The 20,574-nt window shown below is 66.8% G+C and carries 19 protein-coding genes; 9 read left to right on the top strand and 10 right to left on the bottom strand.

The window, feature by feature from the left end:
- Window positions 1–3 precede the first annotated feature (3 nt).
- Entirely contained in the window at window positions 4–786 is a 783-nt protein-coding gene (locus OG555_RS40085; RefSeq protein WP_329478946.1) for a methyltransferase family protein, read from the top strand.
- 32 nt (window positions 787–818) lie between these two features.
- The gene (locus tag OG555_RS40090; RefSeq protein ID WP_329478948.1) at window positions 819–1,820 is read left to right on the top strand and encodes an LLM class flavin-dependent oxidoreductase; all 1,002 of its coding nucleotides are present in this window, start codon (window positions 819–821) and stop codon (window positions 1,818–1,820) included.
- Here OG555_RS40090 and OG555_RS40095 read toward each other — a convergent pair.
- The gene (locus OG555_RS40095; RefSeq protein WP_329478950.1) at window positions 1,789–2,856 is read right to left on the bottom strand and encodes an alpha/beta fold hydrolase; all 1,068 of its coding nucleotides are present in this window, start codon (window positions 2,854–2,856) and stop codon (window positions 1,789–1,791) included. The genes OG555_RS40090 and OG555_RS40095 overlap by 32 nt on opposite strands.
- Before the next feature lie 191 nt (window positions 2,857–3,047).
- Window positions 3,048–4,640, bottom strand: a complete 1,593-nt coding sequence (locus OG555_RS40100; RefSeq protein WP_329478952.1) for an FAD-dependent monooxygenase — start codon at window positions 4,638–4,640, stop codon at window positions 3,048–3,050.
- A gap of 127 nt (window positions 4,641–4,767) precedes the next feature.
- Here OG555_RS40100 and OG555_RS40105 point away from each other — a divergent pair, with 127 nt between their 5' ends.
- Window positions 4,768–5,610: an alpha/beta fold hydrolase gene (locus OG555_RS40105; RefSeq protein WP_329478954.1), complete on the top strand. Its 843-nt coding sequence runs from the start codon at window positions 4,768–4,770 to the stop codon at window positions 5,608–5,610.
- Window positions 5,611–5,984: 374 nt separating this feature from the next.
- A complete protein-coding gene (locus tag OG555_RS40110) occupies window positions 5,985–6,572 on the top strand; it encodes a TetR/AcrR family transcriptional regulator (RefSeq protein WP_329478956.1) in 588 nt (195 codons plus the stop codon).
- 24 nt (window positions 6,573–6,596) lie between these two features.
- Here the strand turns inward: OG555_RS40110 and OG555_RS40115 are convergent, their stop codons facing one another.
- The 3 genes from OG555_RS40115 to OG555_RS40125 form a co-directional block, all read right to left on the bottom strand.
- Complete coding sequence (locus OG555_RS40115; RefSeq protein WP_329478958.1) at window positions 6,597–6,779, bottom strand: hypothetical protein; 183 nt, start codon at window positions 6,777–6,779, stop codon at window positions 6,597–6,599.
- Window positions 6,780–6,894: 115 nt separating this feature from the next.
- Window positions 6,895–8,154 (bottom strand): MFS transporter, encoded by a 1,260-nt coding sequence (locus OG555_RS40120; RefSeq protein WP_329478960.1) that lies wholly within the window; start codon window positions 8,152–8,154, stop codon window positions 6,895–6,897.
- 131 nt (window positions 8,155–8,285) lie between these two features.
- Window positions 8,286–9,185 (bottom strand): LysR family transcriptional regulator, encoded by a 900-nt coding sequence (locus tag OG555_RS40125; protein WP_329478962.1) that lies wholly within the window; start codon window positions 9,183–9,185, stop codon window positions 8,286–8,288.
- Window positions 9,186–9,319: 134 nt separating this feature from the next.
- Here OG555_RS40125 and OG555_RS40130 point away from each other — a divergent pair, with 134 nt between their 5' ends.
- Window positions 9,320–11,041: a CocE/NonD family hydrolase gene (locus tag OG555_RS40130; protein WP_329478964.1), complete on the top strand. Its 1,722-nt coding sequence runs from the start codon at window positions 9,320–9,322 to the stop codon at window positions 11,039–11,041.
- A gap of 189 nt (window positions 11,042–11,230) precedes the next feature.
- Here OG555_RS40130 and OG555_RS40135 read toward each other — a convergent pair whose 3' ends face one another.
- From OG555_RS40135 to OG555_RS40145, 3 genes are all read right to left on the bottom strand, one after another.
- A complete protein-coding gene (locus OG555_RS40135) occupies window positions 11,231–11,869 on the bottom strand; it encodes a hypothetical protein (RefSeq protein ID WP_329478966.1) in 639 nt (212 codons plus the stop codon).
- Window positions 11,870–12,473: 604 nt separating this feature from the next.
- A complete protein-coding gene (locus OG555_RS40140; protein WP_329478968.1) occupies window positions 12,474–13,115 on the bottom strand; it encodes a class I SAM-dependent methyltransferase in 642 nt (213 codons plus the stop codon).
- A gap of 416 nt (window positions 13,116–13,531) precedes the next feature.
- Entirely contained in the window at window positions 13,532–14,152 is a 621-nt protein-coding gene (locus OG555_RS40145) for a TetR/AcrR family transcriptional regulator (RefSeq protein ID WP_329478970.1), read from the bottom strand.
- Between the two features lie 77 nt (window positions 14,153–14,229).
- Between OG555_RS40145 and OG555_RS40150 the strand changes: the two genes are divergently transcribed.
- Complete coding sequence (locus OG555_RS40150) at window positions 14,230–15,267, top strand: hypothetical protein (protein ID WP_329478972.1); 1,038 nt, start codon at window positions 14,230–14,232, stop codon at window positions 15,265–15,267.
- Between the two features lie 411 nt (window positions 15,268–15,678).
- Here OG555_RS40150 and OG555_RS40155 read toward each other — a convergent pair whose 3' ends face one another.
- Entirely contained in the window at window positions 15,679–16,197 is a 519-nt protein-coding gene (locus tag OG555_RS40155; RefSeq protein WP_329478974.1) for an NUDIX hydrolase, read from the bottom strand.
- A gap of 261 nt (window positions 16,198–16,458) precedes the next feature.
- Here OG555_RS40155 and OG555_RS40160 point away from each other — a divergent pair, with 261 nt between their 5' ends.
- The 3 genes from OG555_RS40160 (at window position 16,459) to OG555_RS40170 (ending at window position 18,400) form a co-directional block, all read left to right on the top strand.
- Window positions 16,459–16,968, top strand: a complete 510-nt coding sequence (locus OG555_RS40160) for a SigE family RNA polymerase sigma factor (protein ID WP_329478976.1) — start codon at window positions 16,459–16,461, stop codon at window positions 16,966–16,968.
- Window positions 16,969–17,008: 40 nt separating this feature from the next.
- Window positions 17,009–17,548 (top strand): META domain-containing protein, encoded by a 540-nt coding sequence (locus OG555_RS40165; protein ID WP_329478978.1) that lies wholly within the window; start codon window positions 17,009–17,011, stop codon window positions 17,546–17,548.
- A gap of 342 nt (window positions 17,549–17,890) precedes the next feature.
- A complete protein-coding gene (locus tag OG555_RS40170; RefSeq protein WP_329478981.1) occupies window positions 17,891–18,400 on the top strand; it encodes a hypothetical protein in 510 nt (169 codons plus the stop codon).
- A gap of 1,742 nt (window positions 18,401–20,142) precedes the next feature.
- Here the strand turns inward: OG555_RS40170 and OG555_RS40175 are convergent.
- Complete coding sequence (locus OG555_RS40175; protein WP_329478983.1) at window positions 20,143–20,553, bottom strand: SgcJ/EcaC family oxidoreductase; 411 nt, start codon at window positions 20,551–20,553, stop codon at window positions 20,143–20,145.
- Window positions 20,554–20,574 lie beyond the last annotated feature (21 nt).

The raw sequence follows: 20,574 nt of genomic DNA on the forward strand, positions 1-20,574 counted from the left end.
GACGTGACTAGCTACTCGACCGGCGTGGCCTCGCGCGTCTACTCTGCGTTCGCCTATCTTGCGTTCGCGTTGACTGCGGCGTGGGCGATCGCGTTCCTCGGCAACCTGCGACTGGTCCCCGTCATCGACCGCGCCCAGACAGGGCCGGCCTGGCGGGCGGTGCTTGTCGATTCGGCCCTGCTGTTGGTGTTCGCGCTCCAGCACTCCGTGATGGCCCGCGCCGGCGTGAAGCGGCGGATTGCGCGAGGCGTGCCTGCTGCGCTTGAGCGCAGTACGTACGTACTGTCAACGAGCCTGTGCCTCGGCCTGACGTTCTGGCAGTGGCGTGGACTACCTGGCTCGATCTGGCGGGTCGATGCGCAGCCGTGGATTGCGTTGTTGTGGGGGATCTGCGCTGTGGGTTGGGTGATCGCACTCAGCTCGACCTTCATGATCGATCATCTCGACTTCGTGGGCCTGCGCCAGGGCGGCTGGGCGCGGCGCGGACGCTACACCTCGCCGTCCTTCGCGGAGCGCTGGATGTACGCGTGGCTGCGACATCCGATGATGCTGGGGCTGCTGGTCGCCTTCTGGGCAACCCCGTCGATGACCACTGGGCACCTGCTGTTCGCGGTCGCTGCATCGGCATACATCGCCGTCGGGGTCCGGTTCGAGGAGCGCGACCTGCGCCGTCAACTCGGCGACGTGTACGGCGAGTACGCGCGGCGCGTGCCCCGGTTCGTGCCCCGCCACCCGCGATCGGCGCACGCGGTCCCCCGAAGCGAGACGAAGGTAGGCCTGTCATGACAATGTCACCGAACGGATCGACCGAGCGCCCCGTGAGCAGTATCCGCGCGGGTACGGCGATCCCGGCGATAGGAGGCCGTCTGCTCACGGGCACGCAACGGCGCGAGGCACTGATCGGCATCGCCGACGCCGGGCTGGACCACGTGGTGTTCGGCGACCACATCAGCTTCCACGGAGGCTTCGGCATGGACGGCCTGATCCAGGCCGCCGCGGCACTGGGATGCCGCCCCGACCTCGGCGTCTACGTCGGCTTGTATCTGCTGCCGCTGCGCCACCCGGTTCCGGTGGCCCGCCAACTCAGCGACCTCGCCGAACTGGCGCCGGGCAAGCTCACCCTAGGCGTCGGAATAGGCGGCGAGGACCGCCACGAGGTCGCTGTCTGCGGCGTCGATCCGGCGACCCGAGGCAAGCGGATGGACGAATCACTGACGGTCCTGCGCAACCTGATTGCCGGCGATCGGGTCACCTTCCACGGCGACCACTTCACCGTCGAAGACGCGCTCGTACGGCCGATCCCGACCAAGCCCGCCCCGCTGATCGTCGGAGGCAGATCGGGAGCAGCACTCGACCGCGCCGCGCGCCTGGGCGACGGCTGGCTCGGGATCTGGATCTCACCCACCCGGTTTGCGGCAGCAACAGCAACCATCGCCGCCCTGGCAACGGAAATCGGCCGCGAGACCGCAGCGTTCTCGCACGGACTCAACGTCTGGTGCGGACTGGCCCCGAACCGCGACCGTGCCAGATCCGCCGTCGCTGATGCGATGCAGGCCACCTACCGGCTGCCATTCGACAAGTTCGAGCGGTACTCGCCATTCGGCTCCGCTGCGGAGGTAACCGACTTCCTCGGTCCTTATGCCGAGGCAGGATGCACAACCTTCAACCTCATCCCCTGTGGCGACGACCCCGACACGGTGATCACAATGGCCAGCGAGATCCACAGACAGCTCACCGGCCCCGACGGGCGGCTGCCGGTGGTCGCAGCGGCAGCCGCCCGAGCGCCGGTTATCCCAGGAACGGCAGGAGGATCCTGGTGAGCTCGGCGGGGTGTTCCTGGTAGAGCCAGTGCCCGGAGTTCGGGACAACCACCCCGGTCACGTTGGTGGCGTACCCACGGACCCAAGTGGCCTCACGGCTACCAAGGTTGCCCGAGGCACCGATGGCGAGGACCGGCATGCTGAGCTTGGTCTTCTGGTAGACGGCGTTGTCCTTGACGTCTTGCGGCAGGGTGGCGAACCACGCGATGCTTGCCCGCAAGTGTCCGGGTTGCGCGAGGAAGTGGGCGTAGATGTCCAGGTCGCATGCGGTGAGGGCGCCCTTGACCACCTCGCTCGTCGGCATGAAGTCGGTCACCCACTTCCGCTCCCGGCCGGTCATCAAGTCCTCGGCCAGGCCGTCTTTCTCGGCGAACAGGCCGAACCACCACAGCCCGGGGCCGTTCGGAGTCAGCGAGGGGAATGTGTAGATGGTCGGGTCCGGGATCGGGGCTTCACTGAGCACGAGTTTCACGACGTCACCGGGATGGGCGGCGGCGTACGGATAGGCGACCGTGGTGCCGATGTCATGGCCGACGACCCTGATGTCGCGGCTGAGGCCGAGCTTGACCATGAGCGCGTAGATGTCGGCGGCCATCGCCTTCTTCGTATAGGCGGCGGAGGAGGTGGGAGCATCGCTCAGCCCGGCGCCGGGCAGGTCGGGCGCGACGACCGTGTAGTGCTGGGCGAGCGCGGGCAGGATGTGGTCCCACGTGAACCAGGTCTGCGGGTAGCCGTGTAGCAGGAGCAGGGTAGGCCCGTGACCGCCGCGCACGTAGTTGATGCCGATGCCGTTGACTTTGACTTTGCGCTCGATGAAGCCGGCCGGCGGTGATGGGTTGAGTGAGCAGGCGCGCTGGGCCGTAAGGGCAGCGCCGCCCGGGGCGGATCGAGCGCGAGCGGGTCCGGCTTGGGCGGACGCCCCCGGTCCGGACGTGATGAGCAGCCCGGCGATGCCGGCGACCGCCGCGATGACGATGGCGAGTGCACGCACGCTTGTCAGGTGCGCGAGACGAGACGACCCTGTAGCTGTATTCATTTCCAAACCTCTCGCAAGCGGATGGTGCTTCCATTCGATGAGAACCGCCTGCTCGCGAAGGCCGATACCAGACTTGGTGGGCGTGGATGAGATGGCTTCCATCTCTCCTGGAGATCCACCTCAGCCGGCTCGGCGGTTTGGCATGAGTGCGACCTTCCCGATGAACGAGATCGCAGCAAATCCAGGTGGTTTCAGCAGCCGACTGGTCTTCCTGAAGGCAGCATTCGCCCGAGGTAGTCCAAGGCGCGGGCTTGGTCCGGGTCGGTGACACGCATGCCGACGTAACCGTCAGGCCGCACGATCAGAAGAGTGTCGCCGTCAATGCCGTAATCGCGGTGAGCGTGGCCCGCGTGGTCGATCATCGAACTCGCATCCAGGTCGGCGTTGGGAGAATCGGGCGGTAGGACAGCGAACGTCCGCAGTTCCCGGGGAAAGCGTTCGGCGAGAACCTGGGCGGTCTTGCGGCTCTGCGGCCCGAAGGCGAGCGCGGTCAGGTGCTGACCGCGGAAGAGGTCGAAGAACCGGGTGGTGGTGCCGTCGGCTGCCTGGACCAGCGAGTCCGGTGCGCGGTCCCCCGGGTTCACGACCGCTCCAGATCGCACCGGGCCGTCGTTGAGCGCGCTGGCGGGATAGTTCAGATTCAGTTGCAGGGTGTCCGTGCTTCGCCCCTCACTCGGCACGCCCCCTTTGAGGCGTTCGGAGATGAGCTTCGAGGAGAGACTCAGAATGTCGGCGGCGATGGGGAGCCGTTCCTCCTCGTAGGTATCCAGGAGGGCTTCAGGGGCTCCACCTAGCACGTGAGCGATCTTCCAGCCGAGGTTGTATGCGTCCTGGATACCGGTGTTCATTCCTAGTCCTCCTGCCGGCGAGTGGACATGGGCCGAGTCACCGGCGAGGAAGACCCGGCCCACCCTGTACCGGTCGACCATCCGCACGTTGAAACGCCAGACGGACTGGGACACAACGCGCCGTACGCGGATGTCGTTTCGCTCGCTCCGCTGGTCGATCAGGCTCTGAATCTCCTCCCGCGAGAACTCGTCCGCGGCATCGGGGGACACACCGATCTGGATCTGGAAGGTGTCCGTGGACGCGAGCGGGCACAGCGCCAGGAGCTTCCCGTCGGGGCTGGGCCACCAGTGCCAGAAGTCGCGGTCCAACCCGCTCAGTTCGACATCGCCGGTGAGCATTCTGACTGTCTCGTCCGTCTGCCCCAGAAAACCGACGCCGATGAGCTTTCGCACCTCACTGGACGCCCCGTCGCTGCCCACGACATAGGGGACGGAGACGTTCTCACGCCCGCCCGCGTTCTGGATGGTGACATGGGCGAATTCGCCGTCCTGCTCCAGTCCCACAAGCCGCGACCCGTACTCCACGGCCACGCCCAGTTCTCCGAGCCGCTCGCGCAGCACCTCCTCCACGCGCCACTGCGGGATCAGCATGGTGCGGGTGTAGGGGGTGGAGCAGCTCGGTTCCTGGGCATCAGGGTTCACCTCGCTCGTTCCCAGGACGGTCGTGCCCTGGTACTTGCGTATCGGCGTCCGGGAGCGTCCAGACGCCATGATCCGTCCGACCACTCCGAGGTCATCGAGCACTTCGAGGCTGCGGGGCTGCAGCCCTTTAGCGCGCGAACCCGACGACGATCCGTCGGCGGCGTCGATGACACGCACCGCGATCCCCCTGCGCGCCAGATCACAGGCGGCAACCAATCCCACGGGGCCGGCTCCGACCACCAGTACCTGGGTCTTCGTGGACCCGGTGACTTCGCGCTCGTCGGTGTCTCGCATCTGTGGCCCTTCGCTCTCCGGTTGGTGTACGCCCCTCGCATAGGATAGCGTTCGTTATATAGCGATCGTTATCCTACGACGCTGGGCATGCCGCCCCGACGCGGCACAAGTCGGAGAGTGAAGAGCAATGACAGTGAGCTACAAGGACACGCCGACCATGACGGTGGATGTCGACGGAGTCCCCTTCGCGTATCGGCAGGCGGGCACCGACGGCGGCGTCCCGCTCGTATTCCTGCACCACCTCACGGCCGGGCTGGACGACTGGGACCCGGCGGTGATCGATGGCATCGCCTCAGAGCGCCACGTGATCGCCTTCGACAACCGCGGCGTCGGTCGATCCGGAGGTACGACCCCCGACAACGTCGAGGCCATGGCCGAGGACGCCGTGGCGTTCCTCGAGGCCCTCGGACTGGGCACAGTCGACCTGCTGGGCTTCTCCCTTGGCGGCATGGTCGCCCAGGTCGTCGCCCAACAGCGTCCAGACCTCGTCCGGCGCCTCGTTCTGGCCGGAACCGGCCCCGCCGGCGGCAAGGGAGGTGCGAGCGCTGGACCCGTGCTCCAGAGTGCCATTCAGCAGGCGTCCAACCAGGGCAAGCACCCCAAGCACATCCTGTTCTTCTCGCCTACGCCGACCAGTCAGGCAGCCGCCGACGCCTTCCTGGGCCGCCTCGACGAGCGCACCCTGCAGGATCGGGACACGCCCCTGACGAACGAGTCGATCGGCGCCCAGCTCACCGCGCTCGCCAAGTGGGAGCAGGGCACCTCCCCCGCCGGACTGGCGACCGTCGCGCAGCCCGTCCTGGTCGTGAACGGCGACGAGGACATCATGCTGCCGACGATCAATTCCTTCGAGCTGGCACAGCTACTCCCTGACGCCCAGCTGAGCATCTACCCCGATTCCGGGCATGGCGGCATCTTCCAGTACCACGCCCTTTTCGTGCAGCAGACCTTGGGATTCCTGCGCCACTGAACGCGTCGCCCGGGTACTGCAACCCGGCGACGAGACCTTCACCGCGTCGACCTGTGATGTGGTGTTTCTGCCGCGCGGCAATGTCCACCGCTTCAACGACCCGGGCATCCGCCGCGCCAGCTCGTGTTCATCTACACACCCGGTGGCGCGGAGGCGATGTTCGTGGAGGGCGGCGACGAGCCGCAGCCCGGCGTCCAGGTGCAGCCCTGGGGACCTGTGCATCGACGAGCGCATGCTCGGGTTGCTCTCGGAGCACGACACCGTTCTACCGCCTTCACCCGGACGCCCGTGATCGACGTACTCGGCGTAGCGCTCGTTATATAGCGAGCGCTACGCTAAAGTCCGAGCGCCCGGAGACAGGAAGGAGGCCGGGGATGAGGTACACGAAGGAGCACAGAGCGCAGGCCAAGGCCGCGATCGTGCAGGAGGCGGGGCGAACGCTCAAGGAGAACGGCTTCCACGGCGTGGGGGTCGACGGCCTGGCCGCGTCGGCCCAGGTCACCTCGGGGGCCCTCTACTCCAACTTCGCCAACAAGGAAGCCGTCCTCGAAGAGGTCGTGGCCACGCAGTTGGGTATCGAGTTCGCCGGTCTCGCCGACCAGGAGCCGGCCGTACGACGACGCCTGCTCGGCGACGTTCTCCGCGTCTACCTAAGCGACCTGCACCGCGAGAACCCCGCAGACGGCTGTGTGATGCCGTCACTGAGCGCGGACGTGGCACGGGCGGGCGACTCCGTCCGCGAGACATATCGCCGCCGGATGGTCGACGTGATCGCCACCATCGCCCCCGCCATGCCCGGCGACAAGGAGGAACAGGTGCAGCAGGCCTGGACCCTCGTGGCCTCGATCGTGGGCGCCATCACGATCGCACGGGCCCTCCCCGCAGGTGACCAGGCCCAGGCGATACTCGACGCCGTCCTCACAACAGCCCTGCAGTCGATCCCGGACGAACGGCGAGAGTGATCCCTCCCAGCGGTCGGCACAGGTTCAGATCGTGGTCTTCACGAACTGGTGGCCGCTGGTGCTCTCGACCAGGACGGCTGCGACCTCGTCCCAGGGGATGAGGGCGGTACCGTCCAGCGTCGTGCCCGGTTCAGCGCCCTTCTCGAACCGCTGGACGAACTCGTTGCCGAAGGCATCGCCGACGGGAACCGGCTGGGTACAGCCCATAGACGCCCCTTACCGGCACGGAGCCTGCGTCAGCATTGCGAGAGGCAGCAGACGGAGTTGCACCCCGACGTCGAGGATCGGCCACATCTGCTGCCTCGTCACCAGCCGTCCAGGTCTATCGGCTCTGCACCCCCGGTCGGCCGGACCCGGCGACGGCGGCTGATCGGCGAGCGATGACGATGGCGATGAATGCGCCGACCGACAGCACACTGGCGAAACCGATCATCGACGGCCGGAGCGCGACATGCTGGATGACCAGGCTGAACGCGATCGACGGCAGCCCCATGCCGACGTACGCGATGATGAAGAACATGGCGAGCACGCCGGCCCGCGAAGCCGGTACGGCGGCGATCGCGGCCTGAGTCACACCGCTCTTGATGAGGAGCCCCGCGCCACCGCCGGCAAGAGCCGCAGACGTGAGCGCCAGCCAGAGCGTCGGCTGGTAGAGCGACACCGCGGTCAGGGCCAGCCCGATCGGGAACAGCAGCCCGCCGATCAAGAGCACCGCCGACTGGGCGAGCCTACCGAGCGCGAGCTGCGCGACGGCTGACGCGGCGAAGGCGGCGAACGGCGCCAGGCCGGCGATGAAATATGACGTGATGCCCAACTCGCTGCGCACGATGATGACGCCCAGCGACGAGAACAACCCCATCACCGCGAACGCGAAGAACCCGACGGCTGCCGCTGCCCCGAAGGCTGCGCCCTGACCTGGACGCAGCGCAAAGCGCACCGGTCGGTCCTGATCCGCCGCAGCGGTGTCGATGGTCTCTGGGCTGGCCAGCACGAGCACGAGAAGCCCCGCCATCAACGCTCCGAAGATGATGTACGGCGTACGCAAGGGCGCCGGCGCCCACTGGGCCAGTACTCCCGCAGCCAGCGGGCCGAGTGCGAGACCACCGAGATTGACGGCGGTCGCGACCAGTGCGGGAACAGGTGATCCGTCCCGCTCGGGCCGCGCCTCGTGGTACAGATCCGCGAGATAGGCGGTCGCTGTCGACGCGATCAGACCGATCGCCACACCCGTCAGCACCCGGCCGACGATCAGGCCAGGCAAATCAGGCCAGAAGGCCAGCACCGCATCGGCAAGAATCGCGACCAGCAGTCCAGGAACGATCACCCGGCGGCGGCCGAGCCGATCGGACAGGTGGCCGAGCAGCCGGAAACTGGAGCCGGTGCCGACGACCAGCACCGCAAAGGCGATCGTCACCGTCGTCGCGCCGAAGTGATCCCGGACCTGATAGATCGGCCACAGTGGGGTGGGGACGGTACCGAATGCCATCAACGTCAGGAACGCGGCAGCCACGAACCAGAAACCGGCCAGATGTCGCCGAGTGCTGGCAACCGCAACACGGGACGAACGTGTAGCTGTACTCATTTCCAAACCTCTCGCAAGCGGATGATGCTTCCACTCGATGAGAACCGCCTGCTCGCGAAGGCCGATGCCAGACTTTGTGGGCCTGGATGAGATGGCGTCCATCTCTCCTGGAGATCCCGAGGCCGGAGCCCTCAGCCGGCGCCGTGCCGGGCCAGCATGCCGGCCGCGAACGCGGCGGCCGCAGGACTGGTCTCGGCGTGCGGCGGCAGGATCAGGTAGAGGTGGCGATCCATCTGGGCGCCGTCCACTCGGAGGTGACGCAGCGGGCTGTCGGGATCGGTCATGACCCTGTACTGCAGTCCCACCGGGGTGAATCCGATACCGGCGCCGGCGGCAATCATCTCCAGCAGGACCTCCCAGTCGCCGACCTCCGCGACGATCCGCCGCGTCAGTCCGGCCCCGGCGAACAGGGCATCGCACAGCAGGCGCGCGGTCCAGCCCGGGGGTACGTCGACGAAGCGCTCCCCCGCGAGGTCGGCGACCGTCACACGGTCACGGCGGACGAGTTCGTGATCACTGCGACAGGTCAGCGCGAGCGGCTCGCTGGCCAGCGAGGTAAGACGCAACCGTCCGCGTTGCTCCAAGGCCGGTCCGATGGCGCAGTCGAGCTCGCCGTTCTCCACCATGTCGAGCATGACCAGCGCGGCGGCGGGGCGCATTCGGACGTCGACGCCGGGGTGGTCGCGCAGGAACGCGCCGAGGTAGCCGGCGAACGGTACGAGGTACTGCGCCGAGAGGGCGATGCCGAGGCGGAGCCGGCCTACGAGCACGTCCCGGGTCTCCTGCACCGCGCGACGGGCGGTTTCTGCGGCGCGCAACGCCTCGCGGGCCGGCGCCAACAGAGCCTCTCCGGTGGCGGTGAGCCGCACCGGCCTGGTGCCGCGGAGGTAGAGCTCGGTGCCCAGCTCGCGTTCCAGGGCCTGCAGAGAGTTCGACAGTCCGGATTGCACGATCAGCTCGCGACGGGCCGCGGCGGTCACGCTGCGCTCCTCCGCGAGCGCGATGAAATGGCGTAGCTGGCGCAACTCCATGCCTGAACCTCCATCTGCTGAGCGGATCGAGAGTATCTGAGGCCGCTGCGGCGGTACCCCTGTCGGGGCCGCTCCGGCCGCGGTTCATTGGTAAGGGAACTCAGCACTGTCGACACCAACCCAAGGAGAACTTGATGCGCATCGATTGGGATGTGCCGATCACCATGGACGACGGCGTGGTCCTGCGGGCCGATATCTTCCGGCCCGACACGGACGGCCGTTATCCGGTCATCATGACCCACGGGCCGTATGCGAAGGGACTGTCGTTCCAGCAGGCGTTCAGGTTCGCGTGGTCGAACCTGGAGGCCGAGCATCCCGACGCGCTCGACGGCTCGTCCAACCGCTACCAGAACTGGGAGACAGTCGATCCCGAGAAGTGGGTTCCCGACGGGTACGTCGTCATCCGTGTCGACGCCCGCGGCTCCGGCCGATCCCCCGGGTATGTCGACATCTTCTCGCCGCGCGAGGCCCGCGACTATTACACCTGCATCGAGTGGGCCGGAGTGCAGCAGTGGAGCAACGGCAAGGTCGGCCTGCTCGGGATCTCGTACTACGCCGTCAATCAATGGCAGGTTGCCGCACTTCAGCCACCGCACCTAGCAGCGATCTGTCCGTGGGAGGGTGCGACCGACTACTACCGGGAGTTCACCCACCACGGCGGTATTCCCAGCGACTTCCTCAGCCAGTGGTTTCCGCCGCAGGTGGAGGCGATGCAGCACGGCGTCGGCGACCGCGGCGCACGCAATCCAGTGACAGGGGTGCCGGTGGCCGGCCCGGAAACGCTCGATCCGGACGTGCTCGAGAAGAGCCGGGCGGACGTGGTCGCCGAGATGCTCGCCCGCCCGATTCTGGACGACTACTACCGGGACCGGTCGGCCGATCTCACCCGGATCACCGTGCCCACGCTGTCCGCCACGAACTGGGGCCACCACCTGCATACCCGCGGCGGGTTCGAGGGCTACAACACGATCCCGGCCGGCCAGAAGTGGCTCGAGGTCCACGGGCAGCAGCATTGGGTCGAGTTCTACACCGACTACGGCCTGCGGCTGCAGAAACGGTTCTTCGGCCACTTCCTCAAGGACGAGGACACCGGCTGGCGCGATCAGCCACCGGTGTACCTCAACCTGCGCAGGGTGGACGGCACGTTCGCGCAGCGCGCCGAGAACGAGTGGCCACTGGCCCGGACTACGTGGACAACATTCCACCTCGACGTCGACCGCCGGCAACTCGACACCACGCCGCCGCGGTCCGCGACCAGCGTCGACTTCGCCGCACTCGACGACGGAGTCACGTTCTGGACGGACCCGTTGAGCGTGGAAACCGAGATCACCGGACCTGCCTCCGCGCACCTGACCGTTGCGTCCAGCACCACAGACGCCGACCTGTTCCTCGTACTGCGGGTGCAGGACCCGAACGGACAGGACGTCACCTTTCCCGGTGCAATGGATCCCGAGGGCGCTATCGCGTTCGGCTGGCTACGCGCCTCGCTTCGCTCGACCGACCCAGCGCTCAGCACGCCGTACCGGCCTTGGCAGACCTACACCGAGTCGCAGCCGCTCACGCCCGGCGAGCCGGTCGGCGTCGACATCGAGATCTGGCCCACCTCGGTGATCATCCCCGCCGGATACCGGCTCGGCGTCACACTGTGCGGCCGCGACTTCGCGTTCGCCGGCGAAGGTCCGTGGCCGGAAGCGTACGGCGTCCGTATGCGCGGCAACGGCATCTTCGTCCACACCGACGAACGCGCCCGTCCACACACGGTCTTCGGCGGCACCATGACCCTCTTCACCGGCGGGCAACACACGTCTTCGCTGCTCCTGCCGATCATCCCGGCGACCAGCCGCAGCGCTGGATGACACCGCCGGGCTGCGTCGTCGCCAGGGACCTTGGCGTCCCCACGCCATCCTCGACAGCATCGCCGACCTACCTGCCTGGGTGTACCAGAGCTGACCTCCCGCGTCAGCTGGTATGGCGGGCGGCCTTGGCAACGCTCACGCCCAAAGCAGCCGCCCGCCTCCAGTCTTGCGGACCTTGTGAGGGCTGGGTCAACCTGCTAGCGCGATGGTCCGGGTTGCCTTCGCCAGAACGGTCTTCAGGCCTGCCTGGTCCTTCTGGCGACCCGCCACCGTGATCTCGACGTAGGCGCGCGGGCCCCACAACTCGACGTACCGGGTGGCCACCCAGCGGGTGCCGCGATAGCTGCGGTAGGTGTAGGTGAGTGTGGTGACCTTGACCGTGGTGCTGGGATTGGGCCCGGGCGCGTAGACCTCTGTGCTGGTCACGCGGGACACGATCCTCAGGCCGGGCACCCCGCGCAGGCTCTGCTGCTTGCTCAGGGCCGCCGTCGAGCTGCTCTGCTTGCCGCCCAGACCGCCGTTGATCCGCACCATCCAGGTCCTCGACCGGTCGTCGAAGCGGGCGTGGTAGGTGCTGAGCCTGGTCATCTTCCAGCCCTTCGGGACGGCGGCGGACACCTCGCAGCCGGCGTTCGGATACCTCACGTATCCCCAGCACCGGCGGATGTACCGGAGCTTGCTCGCATCGAGCGCGTGGAGGTTGCTGCTCGCAGCAACGGTTGTCGTTGAGGCCGTCGTGACGGCCGCTTGGCTGGGCAGTGCGGCCGCCGGCAAGGTGCCGGCGGCTCCGACTGCCACGACGCGGGCGAGAGTGCGAAGACGATTCATCGGTGATTCCCCCCTTCCAAGCGCCAAGCCTTGTAGCCAGGCACACTTGTCAGACGCCCTGGCGGAGGCAGAGGTTGATCTGATGCCAAAGGCAACTACCCACGAGATACCCGAGCAGCTCTCGACAGCGTCGCCTAGCACGTCTGGGCGATCATCAACCAGCTGACTTGGATGTCGGGTGACCGCATTGGGGTGAGGGTGACGGTCAGCTTGCCGTCGGTGCCTGCGGTGATGTTGGGGTCCACGACTCCTCACCGGCATCGCGACCAGCCACCGCTGCACTCGCGTGGCTCCCGCTGTGTCGTGGACACTGCGAACCTAGAGCGTCCACAAGCCTGGCCGTCGTCCAACTGAGCGCACGGTCCACATCCCGGCCGGACAGGCGCGCGAGCAGATATCGCGGGCCGCCGCCTATGCCGCTGGCTATTCAACGGGCTATACGCACGGCTATCAGTGCTGGCTAGGGACATGATCTGGCCGGCCTGCGGCCGCGAGGGTGTGCACCCGGACGAGCCTGGGGATCTGATACACCCGGATCACCAAGCTCAGTCAGTGAACTGAATTAGCTGGCGGTGGACCCGGATTGATGGCTCCGGATCAACCGTCAGCGCACGAGCCCGACGACCTGCCAGTCCTTGGCCCGATGCCGGTACTCCGTGCGCAGGCCGTCGCCTTCCGCGGCGGCGACCATCGCGTCGGGTGGATGGACGAACGCGCGGAACGGATTGCGCTGCAGCCGGCGCACGAGGTTCTCGGACCCGACGATCGCCTTGGCCACGACGTTGTCCGCGGGGTGGCTGTAGACGAGCAGCCGGCGCGCGTGGTTCGCCGCGACCGACAGCAGCAGTTGGTAGTCCGGATAGCAACAAACCACCCGATGCATCACGACCACGTCGGCCGGTTCGGCCAGGTCCGGTGAGGTAGCGATATCGCCGAAGCCCCGCGTGACCCGCTCGGTCAGACCCGACCGCTCCAGCAGCGCCCTGGCCTCGGCCTCGTAGCTGGTGGAGATCTCCAGGTTGGTGACCCGCGCCGCGCCGCGGCGGAGCAGTTCGACCTGCAGTTCCCCGACGCCACCGCCGATCTCCAGCACCGTGGCCCCCTTGAGGCCGTGCTCGCTCACGAACCCGACCATCCGCGACGCCGCCGGACTCAGGCCACGCTTGGAGTACCGCTTCGCCACCCGCCGCGCGAACCGCGACGAGAACACCGCCTGATATCCCTTCGGATCGCAACAGTCGTCCATACCCCCAGTATCAGCGAATGGCGCGGTCGCGTCGGTCCTTGCGATCGTGCCGCTGGACTTCTTGGTCGGGCAGGCCCAGGACGCCTACTGCTGGGAACGACAACAGGTGTCAGCCGCCGCGGCCTGCGAGTTCAGGCTGGCGAACCTGTTCCGGGAACCGCTGGGTGCGCCGATGCGACCAGAGCGGTGACCGAACTGCTGGCTGCGCTGTCGCGCCGAGCCGGACTGGAGCGGGCCGGTGCACATACTGCGCCACGCCTTCGCGAGCAACGTGCTTGATACCGGCCGCACCTTGGACGAGGCACAGGCACTGCTGGGACATGCCACCCGCCTCGACGGAGGTCTACGCGCATCCCGCACCTGCGCGGTCCGTCGTCGGCGAGACCACCCGCTGCACGGCGCCGACGTATCAGGGTTCAACGCGGCCGCCGGTTTCGTGGGGCAACGGCTGCTTCGGTTGCGAGCATGTCGAGGTGATACGTGATGGCGGCTGTCAATTTATCGGCGGTGTAGAGGTCTGGTCGCATGGCCGCGTGCACGGCGAGGCCGTCGAGCCAGGCGTGCAGCCGCTCGGCCTCAGCCCGTACGTCGGTCGGGGCGAGACCGGCTGCGGAGAGGTCGGCGAGTATCGCTCGACAGCCGACCTGGAGCGCGTCGTATCCCTCGTCACGCAGGACCCGAAGCGACGGGTCGACCATGGCCCGGGATGTGAAGGCCAACCAGACCTCATTCTCGGCGCGCCGGTCGTCATCGAGCGGGAGCAGCTCAGCCAACACGCGCTCGGCTCGTCGCCTCGGGTCGGGCTCGGCCTCCAGCATCGCGAGGCGGGCCCCGATCCGGTCGATGACCGTCCGGAACGCGAAGACCATCAGCTCGGACTGACTCACGAAGTAGTGGCGCAGCGATCCCATCGACAGCCCCGCCTCACGCGCGACGTTGCGCACCGAGGCCTGCTCCAGGCCGTCGCGGCGTACCACCCGTAGTACTGCCCCGACGAGCTCACGGCGGCGCTCCACCGGATCCACAACCTTGGGCACTGGCCCTTTATAGCACAGTCGTGCTAGCGTTCCGTTTAGTAGCACAGTCGTGCTACCAAAGGTGTTGGAGACCCATCATGACGCTCGTCAACGAGCCCGAAGCGCACCCCGCGCGCCGCCGTGGCCTCCGCGCGCTGCTCCGCCGGCGCAGCGTCCGCCTTGCCGCCTTGGGCTGGGTGGCCTGCAACGGACTGGCTCTTGCTGTGGCGGGAGACACGTTGCCGTTCGACTGGCCGAACGCCGCCGCGCGGACACCGCTCGGTCGCGTGGTAGACGCCAACCTCGTCCTCGTCGAGGTGCTGCTGCTCACCGCACTCACCTACTGGGTCTCCCGCAAACGGGCCGTGCCTGACCTCGCCAGCCGTGCACCGCGGCGAGCGGTGGCCGCCCGCGAAACGCTGTTCCTGCTCCTCTACGCGGCAGGCGCGCTGGGCCTCGGCTTCGCCCTTGCCCGACTCCTCGGATGGCATCCCTTCGGTCTCCACCTGGCGGGCTCGATCTACGGAACCCACGAGCATGTCAGCCCCGCCGAGGCCATCACCTGGGCCGGCTTCAACCTGGTCATCTACGCGGTGGTTCCCCTCCTTTACTTCCGACGCCGGTACTCGGCCGAGGCGCTCAACCTCCGCTCCGGCAACCGCCGGGCCGACACCCTACTCATCGGCGTGATCCTCGGCGTCGAATCACTCGTCCAGATCGCCGCGCTCGAGCCCGAGATCTTCGACCTCACCGCCCGTCAGATCCTGCTGGGTGCTCCCCTGACCTTCACGCTGTACCTCGCCGGCGCCGTACTGCCCGCCATGGTCTTCATCTACGCGATCTTGGTGCCACGCTTCCTTCTGCTCACCGGCTCGACCGCCGCCACGGTCATCCTCGGTGGGCTCACCTACACGGCGCTGCACGTCTGGGACGCGTGGACGATCTTCGACTCACCAGGAAATGCCGCCCTGTCGGTGGTCTTCCTGATCCTGACTTACTTCGCACCGGGAATGTTCAAGACCGTACTCACGGTACGAACCGGCAACGCCTGGGTCCACGTCTGGGCCTACCACGCATTTGCACCTCACACCCTGGCCGATACACCACACCTGGTCCACGTCTTCCACATCAGATAGAGGGCGCAGCAACGATCGGTCAGCGCTCCACGGATCGCGTACCCACACGAGATCCACGATTCGTCACACTCGACCAAGCAGTCGACACTCACCCGCCTGTCCAACCCGATCGACCGGTGCGAGCGACATCTGCTCACGTTCTCCGCGCACAAGCGCCAACTGGCCCGCCGTGTCGAAGACACCACGGTTGCGTGCACGGATCGCGGCTACTTGTTGTACTCCCCGCCAAGCGTGGATAGTCCTGCAGGCGCTACGGCGGTAGAGCAGGCGCTGCTGCACGATCATCTGTGCTGAGTCTCCCGATGCTCGTCGGACCTGCACGCCGCGCGTGGAGATTCGCCTGGTTGTCCGGCAGCCTCGCGCCTTTGGTGCGTCTGGCGGATACAGCGGATCTACAAGTGCCCAGGGAGATCACAGGCCGAGCATCACTGGCGTGCCCGGGATGTCACCGGCGATCAGCGCCGCCAGCGGCGTGGCGATGTCACGAGGTGAGAACAGGTCGGTTCCGCCGTATTCGGCGATGTCTGCGTGCCGCCACCATCGCATCCCGCTGATGTGCTCGGCGGCGAGGTCGTCATCGGACAGCGCGCCGCGGGGATCAAAGCGCGTGGTGCGGACGAGGAAGTAGTCGTTGACCACCCCGTCGTAGCCGTCCGCATGGCCGGGAGCGGCGACCTCCTGGTGCCAGACGTGAGGCGGGTCAGCGTCAATGACAAGCCCTGTCTCCTCGTGCAACTCCCGGCGCAGTGCCGCCAGCGGCAGTTCACCGGGCTCGATGCCGCCGCCGGGGGCCGCCCATACAACCGTTGCGCCCGTCGGTACAGCCGGATGCGGGAAGCTGAAGCGGCACAGCAGAACACGGTCGTCATCGGCCAGGATGACCGCCCGGACGGCACGTCTTAGCCTCGCCGTGGCAGGCGTCTCGTTCATAGGAGGATGATCAGGGCGCCAGCGGCCAGGCCGCAAGCCGGTCACTGCCTTGCGAAGGCGGTCCAGGTGGCTCCGCCTGGTTGAGCGGTAGCTCGCCGAGCGTGGGGCCCGGTCGGTTCCTCTCCGTGAGTGACCAGTCGAGCCCGTTGGTGTGCGCTCATAAGGGCACGCGGTGTGCACGCGCGACGATCTGATCTGATGCAGCGTTTTGTGGCGCTGGAGCGTTCAAGGGGTAGGACAACCCATAGTTGGGAGTCGGATGTGGAGTTCGACGAGTACGTGGCCGTGCGTGGGCAGCAGCTCGTGCGGCTGGGCTACGTCCTGTCGGGCGACCGTTACCGCGCCGAGGACCTGGCACAGACCGCTCTGATGCACACCTATCAACACTGGCGGCGCGTTCGGCGCATGGACGATCCGCACGCCTACGTCCGACGGGTGTTGGTCAACGCGCATGTGTCGGCGGCCCGACGTAGTTCCTCCCGCGAAGCCCCTCTGGTGATGGCTGAGTCTGCCCACTCGGAGCCTGATCCGGCGTTGGCAGTGGCGGAGCACGACGCGATGTGGCGCGCGCTGGCGGAACTATCGCCCCGGGAGCGGACGGTACTCGTCCTGCGCTACTACGAGGATCTCGACCATGCCTCGATCGCGGCCGTGCTCGGGATCAAGGATTCCACAGCACGGGCGACTGTGAGCAGGGCACTCGCCGCGCTGAGAGCGGCGCACGATCCGGCGATAGTGAAGGGAGCCAGCGACGACCATGACAGACCTTGAGCGCGAGCTTCGCGCCACGATGATCGAAGCAGGTGAGCGGGTGCCGGTGGTCGAGGACCTCGTCAGCCGAGCGGCCAAGCCCGTTCGTCGCCGCCGGACCTGGCTGGCATCCGGCGTCGCTGCGGTGACAATGGCTGCGGTCGGAGTCGCCATTGCCATCACCGCGCCCTCGGGGACCGAGACCGCGGGCGTGTCGACACCCAGCACGTCGGCATCGACGCAGACGCAGACCGGTGCACTGATTGGCAACTGGCGGCCGGTCGACATCGTCGGGTTCGACAACTCTGCCCTTCCACCCCCCGCGCTGCCGGCCGGCCGCGTGCCGAACATTACGTTCACGAGCGATGGGCGATGGCGGGGTTCGGACGGGTGCAACGCGATCAGCGGAACCTACAGCGCCAGCGACGACGGATCGATCAGCACTGCCAATAGCGCTCAGACCCTGATCGGCTGTCCCGACGTCATCACCGTCCCTAATTCAGAGGTGCTTGAACGGGCAGCTCGGTTCGCGATCGACGGCCGCTCGCTCACCTTCTACGCGGCTGGTGGACAACGGCTCGGAACCTACGAGCGGGTGTGACTGCTCGCTTGGCGCGGCACCCCGATCATTGGGTCGCCACACTTGCCCCGGTCGCCTTGATAGCTGCCAGACCAAGGTCAGCACGGTGCGGATCAAGGGTCGAGCGGTTTGCTCGATCGCTTGCGACGGCCGAAGGCCGACCTTGACGCGTGCCGGGCTGCCCGGACAATCGGGCGTCAGGGGACGGGACTCGCCGGTCGGTGCGCCGCCAGGTCGTCGGACGACGCTAGGTGGTCTCTCGTGGATCGGTGGTCGTGCAGAGATGCGGGGCGCCGAAGGCGCTCGCTTGATCCATAGGAGCGAATTCGGCAGGGAGACCGGGGGGCTACCTCCGTTTGACTGATGCGCGACAATCGGAGCGCGGATCGCGGCTACCGGACGTTTCGGCCCGGAGATCCGCCCGTACGATCGGCGCTATGGCCGATGTCCTCCCGGACGGTACTTCAGCCGCAGGTGACCGTGACTACTGACCAGCACTGGCTGAAGCTCCACGCGGGCAGCGAGTACGACAAGGAATGGAAGCGCTACTTCAGCCTGCGCGAGGAAGAGCGTGTAACAGAGCTCGCTGAAGCCACGGCGGCCGAGGCCGAGCGCCTCGACTCGGCTCTGAAATGGCGCGCGGCGACCGGCGGCCAACGGCTCTTTATTGTCCTCGTGCTCCACAACGAGCGGAGCAGACTGATCAGAGCGCCCGGACAAACCGACGACGGCAGCATGCAGTACGTCGAGACTGTGCTGCCATGGACCCGGTTCATCGATCTCGCACCGGATCAGCAACAACGGATCATTGTCGAGCGGGTCGATCAGGTGCTCGACGAGATGGCTCGGCGCGTGCTCGACGTGAGCAAATAGCTCGTCGCGCAACGCGACAGACACTGGCCTCGTCTGCCCTCCGTAGGCAAAATGACATGCGCTCGTTGTCGATGGCCCACAGTTCTCGGCATTTCAACGCGCCTTAACTGTCCGCGACACGACCGCACTTTGTTGGTCAAGAGGCCGGCGATCAGACGCCAGGACGGCGGCTCGTGGCAGTTGGTTCGCCTCGCACAGCCAAGCGTCCTGATGCCGGGCGGCGAGAACTCAAGGACCACTGAACCCAGACGCCACGAATACCTGCTTGCGGCCTGTACATGAGACAACGCCAGCCTGGTCGGCGTCCACGGAACCTCCCCCGACCCACACTTCGTCACCCAGCCTTCGGACCGTTTGCCCGGCCGCGTCGATCAGGACGATCTCGCCGTGACGGATTGCGACACTCCAGCCTGGGGGCCAAGCAACGTCGACGTCGACGAGCCTGTCCCCGGTGCCGACTGCAACGCGGACTATCAGGCAGTTCGTTGAAGTGTCGATCTCGAGAGTTCCGATCAATTGAGCCTGCAGCGACTCGAGGGGGGCTTCACGCTGAACCGTCAAACCGGGGACCACAAGGTCATCGTCCCGGTCTGTACCCTCATCCGCTGAATCATTTCGAGGACGTCCTGAGCCGTCGACCATTACGACCACCACAAGCCTCGAACACCGGCGAGCAACCGACGTTGGTACCTGACGACTCTTCGAGCACGCATGACAATAGCCTGACGGTAGCGGAACCGCGCACCCCTTCTACTGCAGGATGACGACGATCGGGTCCGCCTCGGAACCTCCTGAATTCGGCATGAGCGTGTGTTGGCCGGGCGGCCCGGCGGCCCGCCCGCCGTAGAGGAGGTGTCCCCACGCCTGGATCCCACCCCGCAAGCGACCACTACCCAGGGCACGTGGACGGCATGCCGGTGTCAGTCAGCGCAGGCAGTGGGCGCGACGAACCGGAGGTGTCACCATCGGTGTCGTGGAGCTTCGCCCATTGCTGATTACCCGCCTCGCCAGCATACCTCAGAAGAGCCGGATATCCCCTCGAGGTGTGGGTTCTCCCCTGGTGCACCAGGGGAGAACCCACAACAGCAGCAGATAACCCATGACATGGACGCCATCGCGGTGTGCCGGACCGGTCAGCATCCACTGATTCAAGCTTGGGCGAGGGCCCGCTGGCTTCAGCCGAGGCGAAACTGTTGGGCGGGCGGGTTTTGCAGTCGTCAGCGCTGGCCTCGTGGTCGCGAGCTTGGAGTTGCCGTAAGCGCGCAGTGCGTTGAAGGCTCGTTCGAGCTGTAGGTCCTCGAAGTCGAGATGCCTCCTCTGATATGTGATCGAGTTAAGAGAAACCACTCGCGGATCATTGCCCTGGGCAAGAGTCGGTAGGGGCGGGCCCGGTGAGGGCGAAATGGCCGAGCACGTTCGTGCCCAGATGGAGCTCGAATTTCGTCGTCAGCCGGCACCTCGACCTCCTCGCTCGGAACGATCTCGCGGCCGAACTCCTCGGTGACCCGATGGAACCGGCCCCCGTTGAGCGCAACGCATGGACGACACCGGGTGCTCCCGGACGTCGAGCAATGCGGTGCACCTCACGATGGTGTCGACGTGAAGCCCCTACAAAGCTGATCTCTGGTCAAGACCTACTTCCATCAGGGCTTCACGCCGTTCGACGGCAGGGCTCGAACATCGGGACCAGCGATGTCAGACCTCCGCGCCACTACACCTTCACCGCCGGTTGCAGCGAAGGTTCACTGCACGGGCGCCAGCACCGGGCTGTTGTGATAGGCGGCGATCAGCCACTGGCCATCCCGCTTCTCGAAAACCCAGGTCGCGTTCACCTTGCCGGTGTCTGGAACCTCGGTCTCGCCGGCGAACAGGATGCCGGATTCGCTGACGACGATCGCGGCGTCCCTGCCGACGAAGCGGAGGCTCAGCTGCTTGTTGTACGTCGAGCTGCCCTTGAGCGGACCATCGAACGCCAGGGCCATGCTCTCGCGGATCACGTCACGGCTGTCGCGGAGCGAGCCTGTCATGATGGCGGACGCGTCCGCGGTGTAGTCGGCGACCATGCCGTCGGCGTCGCCGGCCTCCCACGCTTTGTAGGAGTCAACCAGCACGGCCTGGATGGCGGCCTCGTCTGCCGCACGACTGTATGACATCGGATTCTCCCTTGTGATCGG

Origin of the sequence: Kribbella sp. NBC_01484, assembly GCF_036227145.1 — a bacterium.
Lineage (GTDB): Bacteria > Actinomycetota > Actinomycetes > Propionibacteriales > Kribbellaceae > Kribbella.